Consider the following 17,259-nt stretch of genomic DNA (forward strand, 5'->3'; position numbering starts at 1 on the left):
TCGGGTGTTCCGGGCACGAACGCACGTTCCGGACCGCGGATCCGTCCGGAACGGACGTATCAGCACGCCGGAGAGGCTAGGAGGTGGGCGTCAGGCGCAGAACAGGGATGAGTCGGTCGACGGCCTTCTCCTGATACTTCGCGAATGCGGGTCCCGAAGCAGTGAACTTCGACCAGGCGGAGTCGCGGTCCGCCCCCTTCAAGTCGGTCACCCGCACCGGGACGGAGACCACTTCGCCGTCCTGGCCGACCTCGACCACCGTCTCGGGGGAGGCGACGAGGTTGTGGTACCACCCCGGGTGCTTGGGCTGCCCGGCGGCCGAGGCGGCGATCAGCCAGTCCCCGCCGTCACGGAGAGCCATCAGCGGATGGATCCTCCGAGTCCCCGACTTGGCGCCGACACTGTGGACCAGCAGAAGACTGTCGCCGAATCCGTAGGTCTGGACCCGTCCGCCGTTCGAGCGGAACTCGTCGATGATCGCGTCGTTGAAGTCGGCCATGATCTCCAAGCTAGCGGGCGGAGTCCAGGTCGGGAGGAATAGCGTCGGAGTCATGGAATTCCGCTATCTCGGCAACTCAGGCTTCAAGATCTCAGAGATCACCTACGGCAATTGGCTCACCCACGGCTCGCAGGTCGAGAACGACACCGCGACCGCGTGCGTCCGGGCTGCACTCGATGCAGGCATCACCACATTCGACACCGCCGACGTCTACGCCAACACGGCGGCCGAGACGGTCCTCGGCGAGGCGCTCAAGGGGGAACGCCGCCAGTCCCTCGAGATCTTCACCAAGGTGTTCGGGCCGACGGGGCCCAAGGGGCACAACGACGTCGGCCTGTCGCGCAAGCACATCATGGAGTCGGTCGACGGCTCGCTCGAGCGCCTTCAGACCGACTACATCGACCTCTACCAGGCCCACCGCTTCGACTACTTCACGCCGCTCGAGGAGACGATGCAGGCGTTCGCCGACCTCGTCCGTCAAGGCAAGGTGCTCTATGTGGGAGTCAGTGAGTGGACGGCCGACCAGCTGCGTGCCGGATCCGCCCTCGCGAAAGAGCTCGGCTTCCAGCTGATCTCGAACCAGCCCCAGTACTCCGCTCTGTGGCGGGTCATCGAGGAGGAGGTCGTCCCCACCTCGAAGGAGCTCGGCATCTCGCAGATCGTCTGGTCGCCCATCGCGCAGGGCGTGCTGACCGGCAAGTACAAGCCGGGTGCAGAACTCCCCGCCGGCAGCCGCGCGACCGATGAGAAGGGCGGTGCGAACATGATCAAGCGATTCATGAACGATGACGTCCTCACCCGGGTGCAGAACCTCCAGCCCGTCGCCGACGAGCTCGGACTGTCGCTCGCGCAGCTCGCCGTCGCCTGGGTCCTCCAGAACGACAACGTCGCTGCCGCCATCATCGGTGCATCCCGCCCCGAGCAGGTCGCCGAGAACGTCGCCGCATCCGGTGTCGTGATCCCGCCCGAGCTGCTCGGCCGTATCGATGAGGCGCTCGGCGACATCGTCGAGCGCGACCCCGCCAAGACGCACGAGAGCTCTCCGAAGGAGCGCCAGGCCTGACCCGGTTTGGATGCCGGTCGCCGAGGTCCTACCGCTTCGCCGCCCATTGAGCCCGTCGAAATGAGCGGCGGAGGGTTCGGCAGTGCGGGTGGCCCGCCCATTGAGCGCAGCGAAGTGAGCGCCCGCAGTCGAGGGTCCCTGCGCTTCGACGGGCTCAGCGGGCGGTGCGGGTCGTCGGAGGTTCCTGCGCTTCGCTGTGCTCAGCGGGCGGGCGCTTCGCCGCCCATTGAGCTCGTCGAAATGAGCGGCGGAGGGTTCGGCAGTGCGGGTGGCCTCGCCCATCGAGCGCAGCGAAATGAGCGTCCGGAACCGAGGCCGGTGCGCTTCGACGGGCTCGGCGAGCGGTGCTGGTCGTCGAGGTTGCTGCGCTTCGCTGTGCTCAGCGGGCGGGCACCGCGCCGCCCATTGAGCTCGTCGAAATGAGCGGCGGGAGGTTCGGCAGTGCGGGTGGCCCGCCCGTTGAGCGCAGCGAAATGAGCGCCCGGAGCCGAGGCCGGTGCGCTTCGACGGGCTCAGCGGGCGGTGCGGGTCGCCGCGGTGGCTGCGCGCGCTTCGCGGCTCATTGAGCCCGTCGAAATAAGCGCACGGAGCTGGGGCCCCTGCGCTTCGACGGGCTCGGCGGGCGGTGCTGGTCGCCGCAGCCCGCTGCGCTTCGCTGTGCTCAGCGGGCGGCACCGCGCCGCCCATTGAGCTCGTCGAAATGAGCGGCGGGAGGTTCGGCAGTGCGGGTGGCCCGCCCATTGAGCGCAGCGAAATGAGCGTCCGGAGCCGTGGCCGGTGCGCTTCGACGGGCTCAGCGGGCGGTGCGGGTCGCCGGAGGTTCCTGCGCTTCGCTGCGCTCAGCGGGCGGGCGCTTCGCCGCCCATTGAGCTCGTCGAAATGAGCGGCGGGAGGTTCGGCAGTGCGGGTGGCCCGCCCATTGAGCGCAGCGAAATGAGCGTCCGGAGCCGAGGCCGGTGCGCTTCGACGGGCTCAGCGGACGGTGCGGGTCGCCGCAGCCCCCTGCGCTTCGCTGCGCTTCGCTGCGCTTCGCTGCGCTCAGCGGGCGGGGGCGACGCATCCTCACATCCGGGTCGCCATAGGCTGGCGGGGACCCGGAAGGATGGCGATGTCACTGCGTTCCCGCCTCGCACCCGCACTCGTCGTGCTCGGATTCGGCACGTTGCTCGCGCTCGGTGCGCCGCTCGCCGCCAGCGCCCACGACCAGCTCGAGTCGACCGATCCCGCCGAGGGCGCGACCGTCGAGAGTCTCGACGCCATCACCCTCACCTTCAGCGGCACCCTGCTGAGCATCGGCGAGGATCAGCGATCCGCCGCCATCCAGGTGACCAGCGGCGACAGGTTCTACGAGGCGGGCTGTCCGGTCCTCGTCGACAACACGGCCACGACCGATGTCGCGCTCGGCGGCGCCGGCACCTACGACGTGCTGTGGCAGGTGGTGTCCTCCGACGGGCACACGATCTCGGGCGAGTACTCCTTCGACTACGCCCCGGCCGACGGCACGGAGCAGAGCGAGGGCAGCGCCACACCGCTCTGCGGAGATTCGACCGCAGCGGCCGACCAACCGAGTGACGACGCGGTCCTCATCGGGGCGGCGTTCACGATCGGCGCGCTCGCGATCATCGGCGTCGTCGTGGCCATCATCTTCGGGCGTCGGCGCAACGCCGGTGGATTCGGTCCGCCCGGGCAGGACTGACCGGGCCGCAGGCGGCAAGAACAGGTCGATCCGCCACCCATCGGGCGGCGGATCGACCGGTGGTCACCGGGGCGGACGCCCTCGGATCACGCGTTCGGTTCGACGATGACCTTCAGAGCCTGCGGATCGGTCGCGGCGGCCAGCGCCTCCTCGACGTCGTCGAGACCGAAGCGCGCGGTGACCAGCGCGTCGAGGTCGACCTTCCCGGATGCGACGAGCTCGATCGCGAGCGGCCAGGTGTTCGCGTAACGGAACACCCCCGTCACCTCGAGCTCGCGCGCCTGGATGCGCGAGACGGGAAGCGGGTACTCGTCGGCTCCCATCCCGACCAGCACCGCACGTCCTCCGGGCTTCAGGGCGAGGATGCCGGCACGCACCGCCGGCTGCGCGCCCGACGCGTCGATGAAGACGTCGACGTCGAGCTCGAGCGAGGCGATGTCCTCCGCGCGCGGATCGATCACACGCGTCGCGCCGAAGCGCGTGGCGACCTCGAGCCGGTTGGCGGCGATGTCGCTGATGATGACCTCGCTCGCGCCGAAGGCCAGCGCGACCTGCAGGATCACGATGCCGATGGGTCCGGCACCCGAGATCAGGACGCGGCTCCCCGGACGGGTCCCCGCCTTCTGATTGCTCCAGATGCCGACCGACAGCGGCTCGCAGAGGGCCGCGGCGTCGAGGCTCATCGAGTCGGGGATCGCGTAGGCGTAGTCCGACTGGATCACCGCGTACTGGGCGAAGGCGCCGTCGATCGGCGGGGTCGCGTAGAACTCCATGAACGGGCAGAGGTTGTAGGCGCCGCGCTTGCACTGCTCGCACACCCGGCAGGCCCGCTGCGGTTCGATCGAGACCCGCTCGCCGACACGGTCGGGGGAGACCCCCGAGCCGACTGCGACGATCGTCCCCGACGCCTCGTGGCCGAGGATCATCGGCTCCTCGACGATGAAGTCGCCGATCCGTCCCTCGTGGAAGTAGTGCACGTCCGACCCGCAGACGCCGACGGCGGCGATCTGGATCAGGACCTGATCGGCGTCGAGGGGCGGGGTGGGAACGTCCTCGAGACGCACGACACCCTTCTCGATGAGCACGCTGGCACGCATTTGTTCGGTGGTCATGTCTGGTTCTCCATGGTCCTGTCGGGTTTGCCGTTCGACACGGCGGATCAGCCCTGCTCGAGCTGGGTGACGAGTGATTCGCGGACGTCGCAGTTCTCGAACGCGAACGAATCGGCGAGGGCGTCGAGTTCGCTGTCGTCGAGGCCGCGCAGCAGGTTCGCGTACTCCTCGGCGAGCGGCTCGGCGACGATGACGTTGAGCAGCAGGCGGCGCACGAAGTGGTAGCGACCGAACGGGTACGGCTCGAAGTCGGGGAACTCGCGCTCGATGAGCTCCTGCACCGGCACGGTGACGTCGGCGGGGCCGACCTCGTCGCTGCCCCACGCGTCGGCGGCCAGACGGTTCTTCTTGGCGACGAACGGGTCGAAGCGCTGCCGGTAGGGCGTGTCCGGGCGGACGCCGACCATGCCCTGCCGCCCGAGGTCCTTGTACATCCAGGACGCCCAGCTCACGTTGTGGCGCTTGTAGATCTCGAGCTGGTCGGCGAGGATCTGCCGCCGCTGCACGTCGACCGATTCGTCGTTGAAGTAGATGGGCGAGAACTCGCTGACCATGATCGGGGTGCCGGTGCGGCGGACGTACTCGGTGCGCTTGAGGAAGGTCTCCTCGACGACATCGCGGTCGATGTACTTGCCGTCGGTGATGCCCGGGTAGGGGCCGCCTCGTCCGAAGCCCGACGGCACGTAATCGTGCAGCGCGTAGACGACCCCGTCCTGCGGTTCGCCGAAGATGCCCCACTCGGTCGAGTAGGTGTTGCCGTCGAGGAAGATCAGGTGGTCGGGGTCGACGGCCTTGACCGCGGCGACGGCCCGGTCGTAGAACGGTCCGACCCTCTTGCTGGTCGAATCGGCCGGCTCGTTCATGATGTTGTAGCCGCTGACCCAGGGGTTGCCCTTGTACCGGTCGGCGATGACCTCCCACAGGTGGATCACGCGATCCTGGAAGTGCGGGTGGTCCCAGAACGTGTCGACGTGCGTCGGGTTGTCCGCGTGCCAGTCCTGGTTGTGGTAGCCGGGCAGGGCGTGCAGATCGATCATCGTGTAGACGCCGTGGCGTCCCGCCTGCTCGACGGCGCGGTCGAGGTGACGGAAACCGCCGTCGATGATCTCGAAGGGACGCGCGTCGCTCTCGAGGTGACGGTAGTTGACGTTGACGCGGATCGAGTTGAACCCGCGTGAGCCGAGGAATTCGGCGTCCTTCTCGTTGAAGAAGGCCGTGAGGAGCCTCTCGAAGAATCGCTCGTACTTGTCGTCGCCGATCGCTTTGCGCACCTGCTGCCGCATGAAGGATTCGTTCGCCGCGTACCCCGTGATGAAGTTCTCCATGAGGAGCCACCCGCCGATGTTGGGACCGCGCAGACGGATGGCGTCTCCCGCCGCATCGATGAATTCATCACCTTTGATGGCAATGTTGCGGGTGGGGGTTCCAGGCGCCACGTGTCCTTCTCTCAACCTCGTCGTCGGGGAGTATGTCGCGGGAGGGACACACGTGGCGAGCCTACGGCCGCCCCGGGCAGGTGGTCAAGATTGAGCGCGAATGCGGTCTACAAGAGAGACTTAATGCGGCGCGGGTCCGTCGAGAACCGCGAGAGCGAGGCTCCGGTCGAGGATCAGAGTCTGGAAGAGACCCGCCGCGGCGGCGGCACGGGTCGCCGAGGCCCGCTGCGCTCCGTAGCTGCTCGCGATCACATGGGGCACGCGCGCCAGCTGGGGGAGGGTGATGGCGATCACCCGTTCGTCGAGGACCTGCGGGACGAGGGTGCCGGTGGCGTCGAAGAGGCGCCCGCTGATCTCGCCGACGACGCCGGCGGCGACTCCCCGGGCGCGCTCCTGCTCACTCGCCGCATCGTAGATCGACGACATCCCCTCGCCCCACGAGCCGATCGAGATCACGGCGAGCGTCAGACGGTCGTAGAAGTCGAATGCCATCGCGACGTCCGGCTGCTGGGAGAGCGCATGGGCGACGTAGCCGTCGGGGGCGAGCAGCGGTGCGTAGATCGGATAGGCGGTTCCGCCGCTGATCTCCGCGGCCCGACGGATCGCCTCGACGCTTCCGGGAGAGGTGACCTCGTCGGTGAGATGCCCGGCCAGCTGCACGAGGGTGCAGGGTTCGAGGTGCTTCAGGTTGCGGGTGGTCTCGACGAGCGTGCGGCTCCAGGTGAGCCCGACGATGTCGCCGGACTGCACGGCCCCCGACACCACATCGGCCAGGGCCATGCCGACCTCGTGACGGGGTGCGGCGCTCGCTCCCGAGAGCACGATCGCCTTCGTGAGGCCGAGCTCGCTGCGGACGGCGGCGCTCAGTTCCTCGTCGACCACACCGGGGCGATGGATCTCGATCGTCACGATCCCGCTCTGCCGCGCGAGCTGGAGGAGGCGCGCCACCTGGAAACGGGTGATGCTGTGCCGCTCGGCGATCTGGACCATCGGGCTGTGGTCGAGGTAGTAGGCCTCCGCGACGCGGGCGGCCAGGGTCAGCTCCTGCTCCTCGGTGAGCCGCGTCGCGGCCTGACCGTCGATGGCGGGGCCGAGCGGGGGGCGTCCGCGACGTGCCATGGTGTCCTCGATCCGTTGTCCCGCGCCCCTCGGCGCGCACATCCACCGGGCCGGCAAGTGCGCCCGTAGCTGGTTATTATCCACAACTGGAAGCAATTCGGCACTCGTCTGTGGTCGTTTGTCGCGAGCGCCTGAGCTGGCGGGTTCTCTGCGATGCCTCCGGCGCCTGGGAAAAGGGGCCGATGTCATCCGCAGGAAACACGTGCGCGGCTAGGCTGATCGCACAATCGAATATCGGCCGCAACACGATGCGGGAGAGTCGGTCAGAGCCTTCACGAGGGCGAGCCGGCACCGAAGGAGCAAGCTCCCCGCCAATCTCTCAGGTCATCAGTACCGCATCGACTGGCCACTCTGAAAAGTCAGGTCGACCCCGGGTTCACGCCCTCGGCTGCGATCTCGCCCACGGTGAAAGCCCGAGCCACGGCTCGAGCGAAACTCTCAGGCACCATGACAGAGGGGGAGTTTCACCACCGCCATCACCTGCGCCCTGGAGAACTCCGAGATGACCGATACCGATGCCTCCGCACCCGCCGACGCGGGCGAGGAACTGCTGAGCCCGCTGCACGAGGCGCACGTCGCCCTCGGGGCGAGCTTCACCGATTTCGCCGGCTGGCAGATGCCGGTCCGCTACTCGAGCGACCTGGCCGAGCATCATGCGGTGCGAACGGCGGCCGGACTCTTCGACCTCTCGCACATGGGGGAGATCCTCGTGCTCGGCCCCGATGCCGCCGCGGCACTCGACTACGCGCTCGCGGGTCGGATGTCGGCGCTCGATGAGGGACGCGCGAAGTACACGCTGATCCTCACCGAGGCGGGAGGGGTCATCGACGACCTCATCGTCTACCGCACGGGTCCCGACCGGTTCCTGGTCGTCGCGAACGCGTCCAACCGCGAGGTCGTCGCCGAGACGCTCCGCGCACGCGCGGACGGTTTCGACGCGCTCGTCGAGGACGAGAGCGGGGATATCGCGCTCATCGCGATCCAGGGCCCGAAGTCCGCCGAGATCCTGGCGAACGTCGAGGACCTCCTCGCCGACGACGGCGCGATCGGCGATGCGCTCGACTCGCTCGGGTACTACCGGGTGCTCCGCGGCTCCTACCTCGCCCTGCCCGTGCTCATCGCGCGCACCGGCTACACCGGTGAGGACGGCTTCGAGATCTACATCGCGCCCGATCGGGTCCGCTCGCTCTGGGATGCGATCCTCGAGACCGGAGCGGGTGCCGGCATCGTGCCCGCCGGCCTCGCGAGCCGCGACACCCTCCGCCTCGAAGCGGGCATGCCGCTCTACGGACACGAACTGGGCGTCGACGTGCTTCCCGCTCAGGCGGGCCTCGGCCGCGCCGTGGCCCTCGGCGACGACCGCGACTTCGTCGGTCGCGCGGCCGTCGAGTCCGGTGCCGCGCCCGAACCCGACTCGCTCCTCGCGGGCCGTGTGCTCGTCGGACTCGCGTCCGAGGGGCGTCGAGCGGGCCGGGCCGGTTACCGCGTCTTCCGCGACGACGGGAGCGATGCCGTCGGCCTCGTCACGAGCGGTGCGCTGTCGCCCACCCTCGGCTATCCGATCGCGATGGCCTATGTCGACCCTTCCGAGAGCGTGGCCGGCACCGTCCTGTCCATCGACGTCCGCGGCAGCCGGATCGCCGCCACCGTCGTCACCCTTCCCTTCTACAAGCGAGAAAGCTGAGCCGATGTCCCGCGAGAACGAACTGAAGTACACCTCCGAGCACGAGTGGGTCGATGCCGGTGACGGCGTCGCGACGGTCGGTGTGACCGCCTACGCGGCGGGCCAGCTGGGCGACGTCGTCTACGTCGACCTGCCCGCCGTCGGCACCGAGGTCGAGGCCGGGAGCTCGATCGGCGAGATCGAGTCGACCAAATCGGTCGGCGAGCTCTACTCCCCGGTCACCGGAACCGTCGTCGAGGTGAACGACGCGGTCGCAGCGACCCCCGAGCTCGTCAACAGCGACCCTCTCGGCGAGGGGTGGCTCGTGAAGGTCTCGTTCGAGGCGCTCCCCGATCTGCTCGACCTCGACGAGTACACCTCGCTCACCACGGAGGCCTGACGATGACGGACACCCTTCCCGCGGTCCCGGTCACGACGCTCGCGGGCGGGTCCTTCGTGCGCCGTCACATCGGCACCGACGCGTCCGCGCAGCAGCGCATGCTCGACGCTGTCGGCTACGGCTCCGTCGACGAGCTGATGGACGCCGCCGTCCCGCGCGGCATCCGGCTCGACGAGACGCTGCCGAGCAGCATCCCCGTCGCGGCCACCGAGGCCGAGACGATCGCCGAGCTCCGCAGCCTCGCCGCCCGCAACACCGTGCGCCGATCGATGATCGGTCTCGGGTACTACGACACCCTCACGCCCGCGGTCATCACCCGCAACGTGCTCGAGAATCCGAGCTGGTACACGGCGTACACGCCCTACCAGCCCGAGATCTCCCAGGGCCGGCTCGAGGCGCTCATCAACTTCCAGACCATGGTCGCCGAGCTGACCGGGCTCGCGACCGCCAACTCGTCGATGCTCGACGAGGCGACCGCCGTCGTCGAGGGCATGCTGCTCGCGCGCCGCGCATCCAAGTCGAAGTCGGTGCGGTTCCTCGTCGACACGGACGCCCTCCCGCAGTCCATCGCGCTGCTCGAGCACCGCGCTCAGGCCGTCGGGATCGAGCTCGTCCTGGTCGACTTCGCTGCGGGGGAGACCCCCGAGGGCGACTACTTCGGTCTGCTCGTGCAGTACCCGGGCGCATCCGGCCGGGTGTGGGATCCGTCTGCCGTTTTCGCCGCAGGCTCCGCCGCCGGTGCGATCGGCGTGGTCGCCGCCGACCTGCTGGCCCTGACCCTGATCACGTCGCCCGGCGAGCTCGGTGCGGACGTCGCCGTCGGAACCAGCCAGCGATTCGGTGTCCCGATGGGCTTCGGCGGGCCGCACGCCGGCTACATGGCGGTGCGCGCGGGGCTCGAGCGCCAGCTCCCGGGTCGCCTGGTCGGCGTGAGCCAGGATGCCGCGGGCCAGCCGGCCTACCGGCTCAGCCTGCAGGCGCGCGAGCAGCACATCCGTCGTGAGAAGGCCACGAGCAACATCTGCACCGCCCAGGTCCTGCTCGCCGTGATGGCGAGCATGTACGCGGTCTACCACGGCCCCGACGGACTGCGGCACATCGCCCGTTCGGTGCATGCCGCTGCCGCGGCGACGGCGCGCGAGCTCCGCGCAGCCGGTCTCGACGTCCGCTCCGACGGGTTCTTCGATACCATCCAGGTCGCGGTCGCCGATGCCGACGCGACCCTGGCGAGAGGCCGCGATCGCGGCGTGCTCCTGCGCCGGGTGGACGAGAAGACCGTCGCGCTGAGCTTCGACGAGGTCTCCGCCGGCGAGGTCTCCGCCGGTGCACTCGATCTGCTGTCGATCTTCGACGGCGACGCCGACTCGGCTCCCGCCCTCGACGGCGGTCTCTTCGCCGAACGCGACGCGTTCGCGCTCGGGGCTCTGCCCGAGTCGCTGCGCCGCACGAGCGACTTCCTCACGCACTCGGTGTTCCGCACGCACCACTCCGAGACGTCGATGATGCGGTACCTGCACTACCTCGCGAGCCTCGACTACGCGCTCGACCGCGGCATGATCCCACTCGGGTCCTGCACGATGAAGCTCAACGCGGCGACCGAGATGCAGGCGGTCACCTGGCCCGAGTTCGCCGGGATCCACCCGTTCGCCCCCGCCGAGGATGTCGCAGGCTACCTGCAGCTCATCGGCGAGCTCGAGGGGTGGCTGGCCGAGGTCACGGGGTACGACGAGGTCTCGCTGCAGCCCAACGCGGGCAGTCAGGGCGAGCTCGCCGGACTGCTCGCGATCCGCGGGTACCACCTCTCCCGTGGCGATGCCACCCGCACGGTCTGCCTCATCCCGTCGAGCGCGCACGGCACCAACGCCGCCTCCGCCGTTCTCGCGGGCATGAAGGTCGTCGTCGTGGCCTGCGACAGCCTCGGCAACGTCGACCTCGACGACCTGCGGGCCAAGATCGCCGCGCACGCCGACGATCTCGCCGCGCTGATGATCACCTACCCGTCGACGCACGGCGTGTACGAGCACGAGGTCCGCGCGATCACGGATGCGGTGCACGAGGCGGGCGGCCAGGTCTACGTCGACGGCGCCAACCTCAACGCGCTGCTCGGCTACTCGCGCTTCGGCGACTTCGGCGGAGACGTCTCGCACCTGAACCTGCACAAGACGTTCTGCATCCCGCACGGCGGTGGAGGACCCGGCGTCGGACCGGTCGCTGCGAAGGTGCATCTCGCCCCGTTCCTGCCCGGTCATCCGTTCTCCCAGCGCGGCGCCGCCGAGTTCCGCGGGGGACCGGTCTCGGCGGCACCGTTCGGCTCGCCGTCGATCCTGCCGATCAGCTGGGCCTACGTCAGGATGATGGGCGCCGACGGCCTGCGGGACGCGACCGGTGCCGCCGTGCTGTCGGCGAACTACATCGCCTCGCGCCTGGCCGAGCACTACCCGGTGCTCTACAAGGGCGACAACGGCCTCGTCGCGCACGAGTGCATCCTCGACCTCCGCCCGCTGACCGCGGCCACCGGGGTCACCGTCGACGACGTGGCCAAGCGCCTCATCGACTACGGCTTCCACGCCCCGACGATGTCGTTCCCGGTCCCGGGCACGCTCATGGTCGAGCCCACCGAGAGCGAGGACCTCGCCGAGCTCGATCGCTTCGTCGACGCGATGATCGCGATCAAGGGCGAGGCCGAGCGCGTCGGCGCAGGGGACTGGCCCGTCGACGACAACCCGCTCCGCGGCGCCCCGCACACGGCTCAGTCGATCGCGGTCGCCGACTGGTCGCACCCGTACTCGCGGGAGGATGCGGTGTATCCATTCGTGGGCGCATCCGATGTCGACGCGGCGACCGAGACGGCACGGGTGCGCGGGAAGTACTGGCCTCCCGTCCGCCGCATCGACCAGGCCTACGGCGACCGCAACCTGGTCTGCGCCTGCCCGCCCCCGGAAGCCTTCGCCTGATCCGCTGACTTGCCCGGTTCAGGCAGTGTTCTCGCGCGAACACTGCCTGAACTGGGCAACTCGGTCAGTGGGAGGTCGCCTTCTCCGCGCCGTGTCCCGTCAGGGAGCGGACCTCCATCTCGGCGGCGACCCGCGGATCCTCGGGGCGCGAGGTGAGCGTCCCGATCCAGCCGAGCAGGAAGCCGACGGGGATCGACACGATGCCGGGGTTGCTGAGTGGGAACCAGGCGAAGTCCGCGCCCGGGAACATCGAGGTCTCCGCGCCCGAAACGACCGGCGAGAACACGATGAGCACGAGCGCCGTGCCGAGCCCGCCGTACATCGACAGCACCGCGCCCCGGGTCGTGAACCGGCGCCAGTAGAGCGAGTAGAGGATCGTCGGAAGGTTCGCGCTCGCGGCGACGGCGAAGGCGAGAGCGACCAGGAACGCGACGTTCTGCCCGTTCGCGCCGATGCCCGCCGCGATCGAGATGATCCCGATGACCACCACCGTGATCCGGGCGACCCTGACCTCGCCGTTCGGCGACACCTTCCCCTTCTTGATGACGCTCGCGTAGACGTCGTGCGCGAAGGATGCCGCGGCGGTGATGGTGAGGCCCGCGACGACGGCGAGGATCGTCGCGAACGCCACGGCGGCGATGATGCCGAGCAGCACCGGCCCGCCGAGCTCGAACGCGAGCAGGGGGGCCGCCGAGTTCACCGCCCCCGGAGCGGCGAGGATACGGTCGGCTCCGACGAGGGCGGCGGCGCCGTAGCCGAGGACGAGCGTGAACAGGTAGAAGATGCCGATCAGCCAGATCGCCCACACCACGCTCTTGCGGGCCTCGCGCGCGGTCGGCACCGTGTAGAACCGCATCAGCACGTGTGGCAGGCCCGCCGTGCCGAGCACGAGGGCCAGTGCGAGCGACACGAAGTCGAGTCGTGATACCCCGGTCGCCCCGTACTGGTTGCCGGGCTCCAGCACGGGCTTCGCCGAGGCGTCCGCGGCCGCACCGAGCAGGGCGGAGAAGTCGAAGCCGTTGATCGCGAGCACCCACACCGTCATCACCGCTGCGCCCACGATCAGGAGGGCCGCCTTGATGATCTGCACCCAGGTGGTGCCCTTCATGCCGCCAACGAGCACGTAGACGATCATCAGCGCGCCGACCACGGCGATCACGAGCGACTGGCCGAGCTTGTCGCTGATCCCGAGGAGCAGCGACACGAGTCCGCCCGCGCCCGCCATCTGCGCCAGGAGGTAGAAGAAGCAGACGGCCAGCGTGGTCGTCGCGGCCGCCAGCCGCACCGGACGCTGCTTCAGCCGGAAGGAGAGAACATCGGCCATCGTGAACTTGCCGGTGTTGCGCATGAGTTCGGCGACGAGGAGCAGAGCGACGAGCCAGGCGACGAGGAATCCGATCGAGTACAGGAATCCGTCGTAGCCGTTCACCGCGATGGCGCCGCAGATGCCGAGGAACGACGCGGCCGAGAGGTAGTCCCCGGCGATCGCGAGGCCGTTCTGTCCTCCGGTGAAGGACCGGCCGGCCGCGTAGTAGTCGGATGCCGTCTTGTTGTTGCGGCTCGCCCGCAGCACGATCACCAGCGTGATGACGACGAAGCCGCCGAAGATGCTGATGTTCAGCCAGGGGTTGCCGAAGTCGTCGCTCACGAGCGTCCTCCTCGTGCCGCGGCATCCCGGCCGATCGCGTCCTCGGCCTCGAGTTGGGCCCTGAGGTCGGCGGCGAGGGGGTCGAAGCGTTTGTTCGCGTGGCTCACGTACCAGGTGGTGATCGCGAACGTCGTGACGAACTGGGCGAGGCCGAGGATGATGCCGACGTTCACGTTGCCCCAGACCGGCGTCGCCATGAACTCGTGCGCGTAGTCGGCGAGGAGCACGTAGGCGAAGTACCAGACGAGGAATGCGACGGCCAACGGGAACACGAAGCTCCGATGCCGGTGTCTCAGCTCGACGAACTCGGGGGAGTGCTCGATGGCGACGTAATCGATCGGATCGTCGCCGCCGTGGGCGGCGGGCCCCGGGTCGGGCTCGCGGTGGGTGCCCGCCTGGGGCTCTCCGGGTGTTCGAGCGTCGTTGCTCACGGTTGCTGCCTCCCTGTCGGGGTGCGCCGTGCGACCAGATGCACGACGTCGTGCATCAATCAGCCTCGTTCACCCGAATCGGGGGCGCAAGGCCCTCCTTTCCGTGAATCAGGCGTGAGTCGGCGATCCGCGGATCAGCCGCCGGAGATGAAGACCGTCGGGAACCAGAGCACCGCCAGCGGATAGCCGACGAACGACACGATGTCGAGTATGAAATGGCAGACGATCAGCGGGGCCGTGCGCCCCCAGCGGTTGTAGGCCCACCCGAACAGGATCCCCATCGCGAGGTTGCCGACGAAGCCGCCCCAGCCCTGGTACAGGTGATAGCTGCCGCGCAGGATCGCGCTGCCGATGATGATCGACCAGGGGCGCCAGCCGAGCTCGCGCAGCCGGGTGAAGAGATAGCCGACCACGATGATCTCCTCCGTGAGCGCCGCGCGCAGCGCCGACAGGATCAGGATCGGGATCGTCCACCAGTAGTCGTCGAGGCCCGAGGTGCGCACGTCGACGGAGAAGCCCAGGGTGCGGCTGAGCAGGTAGAGGCCGAGGCCCGGGATGCCGACGACGGCGGCCAGGAGGAATCCCGAACCGATGTCGCGCCCGGGGCGGGTGGCGTCGAAGCCGATCCTGCGGAACGCGGACTGCGCGGGGCGCCAGAGGAGCCAGAGCACGAGGGCGACGGGCGCGAGATCGAAGGCGATGCCGAGGAGCTGGTAGACGAGGTCGAAGAGCGGGCGGTCGCTCGCGCTCTGGTTGATCGTGGCGCTCTGCTGCGCGAGGGGGATGTCGCGGGTGGAGCGATCGATGATCCGCACGATCGAGTAGACGGCCGACGCACCCAGCGAGAGGCTGAGCACGATACCGATCTCCCACCAGGTGCGGGAGCGGGAGTTCTGGGCGACGTAGCCGTTGGCCCTGGGTGCGCTCATCGGCGGCAGGCGGGAGTCCCGCCGGGGAGGATGTGGCGAAGTGGGGAGACGACGGCGTACCCCGCATCGGCGAGCCAGGAGAGCGGCGGTGTCTGGAGCAGCCAGCCGACGAAGCGCAGCGCGGGCTCGGGCTGGTGGCGCAGGAGCGCGGATACGGCGCCCGCGCCGCTGTAGTGGCGGTCGGGGGTGACGAGCCAGACGCGGGCTTCGGCTTCGGCCTCGCTGATGCCGTACCCCGAAAGATCCGCTCGCTGGTACGGCACCGCCGCCGGCATGGCCGGGAGGTTGTCGGCGAGGAAGTCGACGCAGGAGGTGCAGAAGCTGCAGTCGCCGTCGAAAATCAGGACGATCGGCTGATGGACAGCGATATCCGTCACTTGAGCACGCTCCTCAGCAAGATTCTTGCGCCGACGCAAGCATCGTGAAAACAGGTTTCCAAGAGGTAACGATATTCCCAGTCGATTTGGGTCTGCCCTGTACCCCACTTAGGGTACTGGGTATCCGACGCCGGCCGGTCCAACAGGATCGGTCCTGGCGTCTTCTCTCTGCACACAGGAGGCATTCTCAGTGAAACTCAGCAAGCTCGGCCTGGGGGCCATCGCCCTCGTGTCGGCCACCGCGCTCACCCTCGCCGGGTGCGCCAGCGACAGCGGCGGCGACACATCGACAGGCGACTCGGCATCGATCATCACCGCGAACGGTTCGGAGCCTGAGAACCCGCTCATCCCGACGAACACCACCGAGGTCGGCGGCGGCAAGCTGCTCGACGCGATGTTCGCCGGCCTCGTCTCGTACCAGGCCGACGGTTCGCCGGTCAACGAGATGGCCGAGTCCATCGAGACCGACGACAACCAGACCTTCACGGTCACGGTCGCCGAGGGACACGAGTTCACCAACGGAGAGCCCGTCAACGCGGAGTCCTTCGTGAATGCGTGGCAGTACGGCGCCCTGCTGAGCAACGAGCAGCAGAACAGCTACTTCTTCGAGGACATCGAGGGCTTCAGCTACGAGGAGGACAGCGAGCTGACCGGTCTCGAGGTGACCGGTGACTACACCTTCACCATCACCCTGACCGCCCCGCGCGCGGACTTCCCGCTGCGACTCGGCTACTCCGCCTTCTACCCGCTGCCCGCTGCCGCGTTCGAGGACATGGACGCGTTCGGCGAGGCACCCATCGGAAACGGCCCGTACATGCTGGCCGGCGACGACGCGTGGCAGCACGACGTGCAGATCGAGCTCGTCACGAACCCCGACTACTCGGGCCCGCGCGAGCCGAAGAACGGTGGCCTGACGGTCATCTTCTACGCGACGCAGGACGCCGCGTACGCCGACCTGCTCGGTGGCAACCTCGACGTGCTCGACGCCATCCCGGACAGCAACTTCGCGACCTTCGAGGACGACCTCGGCGACCGGGCCATCAACCAGCCCGCCGCCGTCTTCCAGTCCTTCACGATCCCCTCCGACCTGACGAACTTCACCAACCCGGCGAACTTCGAGCACTTCCAGGGCGAAGAGGGCGCGCTGCGCCGCGCGGCGATCTCCAAGGCGATCGACCGCCAGCAGATCACCGACGTGATCTTCGAGGGCACCCGCACCCCGGCCAGCGACTTCACCTCGCCGACCATCGACGGCTTCAGCGACTCGCTCGAAGGCGCCGACGTGCTCGAGTTCGACGCCGACGCCGCCAAGGACCTGTGGGCTCAGGCCGACGCCATCTCGCCGTGGTCCGGCACCTTCCAGATCGCGTACAACGCGGATGGCGGGCACCAGGGATGGGTCGACGCCGTCGCCAACCAGCTGAAGAACAACCTGGGGATCGACGCATCGGGCAACCCTTACCCGACCTTCGCCGAGCAGCGCACGCTGATCTCGCCGAACGACTCGGGCAAGCGCGACATCGCCACTCCCTTCCGCTCCGGATGGCAGGCCGACTACCCGGGTCTGTTCAACTTCCTCGGGCCGCTGTACGCGACCGGTGCGTCGTCGAACGACGGTGACTACTCGAACCCCGAGGTCGACGACCTCCTCGACCAGGGTTCCTCGGCCGGCTCAGTGGATGAGGCGAACGAGTACTTCCAGCAGGCTCAGGAGATCCTCCTCAAGGACCTCCCCGCCATCCCGCTGTGGTACTCGAACGTGACCGGTGGCTTCGGCGAGAGCGTGCAGAACGTCCAGTTCGACTGGCACTCCGTCCCGCTGTACTACGAGATCACCAAGGGCTGATCCGGCCTAACCCGGTTCCACCTGAGATGTGGGGCGGCAGCGACGCTGTCGCCCCACATCCATGGGCGGACAACCATGCGAACAGG

The 17,259-nt window shown here is 68.7% G+C and carries 14 protein-coding genes and 1 riboswitch; of the genes, 6 read left to right on the forward strand and 8 right to left on the reverse strand.

Going from position 1 to position 17,259, the window contains the following annotated elements:
- Positions 1-76: 76 nt before the first annotated feature.
- The gene (locus DDQ50_RS08080; protein ID WP_116756261.1) at positions 77-499 is read right to left on the reverse strand and encodes a nitroreductase/quinone reductase family protein; all 423 of its coding nucleotides are present in this window, start codon (positions 497-499) and stop codon (positions 77-79) included.
- Between the two features lie 52 nt (positions 500-551).
- Here DDQ50_RS08080 and DDQ50_RS08085 point away from each other — a divergent pair, with 52 nt between their 5' ends.
- Both DDQ50_RS08085 and DDQ50_RS08090 read left to right on the forward strand, forming a co-directional pair.
- Positions 552-1,562, forward strand: a complete 1,011-nt coding sequence (locus tag DDQ50_RS08085; RefSeq protein ID WP_116756262.1) for an aldo/keto reductase family protein — start codon at positions 552-554, stop codon at positions 1,560-1,562.
- Positions 1,563-2,670: 1,108 nt separating this feature from the next.
- Positions 2,671-3,258: a copper resistance CopC family protein gene (locus DDQ50_RS08090; protein WP_165829748.1), complete on the forward strand. Its 588-nt coding sequence runs from the start codon at positions 2,671-2,673 to the stop codon at positions 3,256-3,258.
- A gap of 86 nt (positions 3,259-3,344) precedes the next feature.
- On the opposite strand, the gene DDQ50_RS08095 is transcribed toward DDQ50_RS08090, so the two are convergent.
- From DDQ50_RS08095 to DDQ50_RS08105, 3 genes are all read right to left on the reverse strand, one after another.
- Complete coding sequence (locus DDQ50_RS08095) at positions 3,345-4,370, reverse strand: NAD(P)-dependent alcohol dehydrogenase (RefSeq protein WP_116756264.1); 1,026 nt, start codon at positions 4,368-4,370, stop codon at positions 3,345-3,347.
- A 47-nt stretch (positions 4,371-4,417) separates the two neighbouring features.
- Positions 4,418-5,806, reverse strand: a complete 1,389-nt coding sequence (locus tag DDQ50_RS08100; RefSeq protein ID WP_205663610.1) for a glycoside hydrolase family 5 protein — start codon at positions 5,804-5,806, stop codon at positions 4,418-4,420.
- A gap of 120 nt (positions 5,807-5,926) precedes the next feature.
- Positions 5,927-6,925: a sugar-binding transcriptional regulator gene (locus tag DDQ50_RS08105; RefSeq protein ID WP_165829749.1), complete on the reverse strand. Its 999-nt coding sequence runs from the start codon at positions 6,923-6,925 to the stop codon at positions 5,927-5,929.
- A gap of 241 nt (positions 6,926-7,166) precedes the next feature.
- Positions 7,167-7,271: riboswitch (glycine riboswitch) on the forward strand.
- 156 nt (positions 7,272-7,427) lie between these two features.
- On the opposite strand from DDQ50_RS08105, the gene gcvT reads away from it, so the two are divergent.
- Genes gcvT through gcvP form a run of 3 tightly spaced genes read left to right on the forward strand, consistent with a single transcriptional unit; the run spans position 7,428 to position 11,942 of the window.
- A complete protein-coding gene (gene gcvT, locus DDQ50_RS08110) occupies positions 7,428-8,609 on the forward strand; it encodes a glycine cleavage system aminomethyltransferase GcvT (protein ID WP_116756266.1) in 1,182 nt (393 codons plus the stop codon).
- A 4-nt stretch (positions 8,610-8,613) separates the two neighbouring features.
- Positions 8,614-8,988 carry a glycine cleavage system protein GcvH gene (gene gcvH, locus DDQ50_RS08115; RefSeq protein WP_116756267.1) on the forward strand — a complete coding sequence of 125 codons (375 nt, stop codon included), beginning with the start codon at positions 8,614-8,616 and terminating at the stop codon, positions 8,986-8,988.
- Positions 8,989-8,990: 2 nt separating this feature from the next.
- Positions 8,991-11,942 (forward strand): aminomethyl-transferring glycine dehydrogenase, encoded by a 2,952-nt coding sequence (gcvP, locus tag DDQ50_RS08120; protein WP_116756268.1) that lies wholly within the window; start codon positions 8,991-8,993, stop codon positions 11,940-11,942.
- A 64-nt stretch (positions 11,943-12,006) separates the two neighbouring features.
- Here the strand turns inward: gcvP and DDQ50_RS08125 are convergent, their stop codons facing one another.
- The 4 genes from DDQ50_RS08125 to DDQ50_RS08140 form a co-directional block, all read right to left on the reverse strand.
- Positions 12,007-13,590, reverse strand: a complete 1,584-nt coding sequence (locus DDQ50_RS08125; protein ID WP_116756269.1) for a solute symporter family protein — start codon at positions 13,588-13,590, stop codon at positions 12,007-12,009.
- Entirely contained in the window at positions 13,587-13,928 is a 342-nt protein-coding gene (locus DDQ50_RS08130; RefSeq protein ID WP_116757355.1) for a DUF485 domain-containing protein, read from the reverse strand. Before DDQ50_RS08130 ends, DDQ50_RS08125 begins: the two co-directional genes overlap by 4 nt.
- A gap of 227 nt (positions 13,929-14,155) precedes the next feature.
- Positions 14,156-14,950 carry a CPBP family intramembrane glutamic endopeptidase gene (locus DDQ50_RS08135; RefSeq protein ID WP_116756270.1) on the reverse strand — a complete coding sequence of 265 codons (795 nt, stop codon included), beginning with the start codon at positions 14,948-14,950 and terminating at the stop codon, positions 14,156-14,158.
- Complete coding sequence (locus tag DDQ50_RS08140; protein WP_116756271.1) at positions 14,947-15,327, reverse strand: thiol-disulfide oxidoreductase DCC family protein; 381 nt, start codon at positions 15,325-15,327, stop codon at positions 14,947-14,949. Before DDQ50_RS08140 ends, DDQ50_RS08135 begins: the two co-directional genes overlap by 4 nt.
- 190 nt (positions 15,328-15,517) lie before the next feature.
- On the opposite strand from DDQ50_RS08140, the gene DDQ50_RS08145 reads away from it, so the two are divergent.
- Positions 15,518-17,173, forward strand: a complete 1,656-nt coding sequence (locus DDQ50_RS08145) for a peptide ABC transporter substrate-binding protein (protein ID WP_116756272.1) — start codon at positions 15,518-15,520, stop codon at positions 17,171-17,173.
- Positions 17,174-17,259: the final 86 nt, after the last annotated feature.

This window comes from Amnibacterium flavum, assembly GCF_003097495.1.
GTDB classification, from domain to species: Bacteria; Actinomycetota; Actinomycetes; order Actinomycetales; family Microbacteriaceae; genus Naasia; species Naasia flava.

Bases quoted from the DNA above. Each gene is read 5' to 3' on its own strand.
- DDQ50_RS08080 (WP_116756261.1), bottom strand. From the start codon at position 499: ATGGCCGACTTCAACGACGCGATCATCGACGAGTTCCGCTCGAACGGC.
- DDQ50_RS08085 (WP_116756262.1), top strand. From the start codon at position 552: ATGGAATTCCGCTATCTCGGCAACTCAGGCTTCAAGATCTCAGAGATC.
- DDQ50_RS08090 (WP_165829748.1), top strand. From the start codon at position 2,671: ATGTCACTGCGTTCCCGCCTCGCACCCGCACTCGTCGTGCTCGGATTC.
- DDQ50_RS08095 (WP_116756264.1), bottom strand. From the start codon at position 4,370: ATGACCACCGAACAAATGCGTGCCAGCGTGCTCATCGAGAAGGGTGTC.
- DDQ50_RS08105 (WP_165829749.1), bottom strand. From the start codon at position 6,925: ATGGCACGTCGCGGACGCCCCCCGCTCGGCCCCGCCATCGACGGTCAG.
- gcvT (WP_116756266.1), top strand. From the start codon at position 7,428: ATGACCGATACCGATGCCTCCGCACCCGCCGACGCGGGCGAGGAACTG.
- gcvH (WP_116756267.1), top strand. From the start codon at position 8,614: ATGTCCCGCGAGAACGAACTGAAGTACACCTCCGAGCACGAGTGGGTC.
- gcvP (WP_116756268.1), top strand. From the start codon at position 8,991: ATGACGGACACCCTTCCCGCGGTCCCGGTCACGACGCTCGCGGGCGGG.
- DDQ50_RS08135 (WP_116756270.1), bottom strand. From the start codon at position 14,950: ATGAGCGCACCCAGGGCCAACGGCTACGTCGCCCAGAACTCCCGCTCC.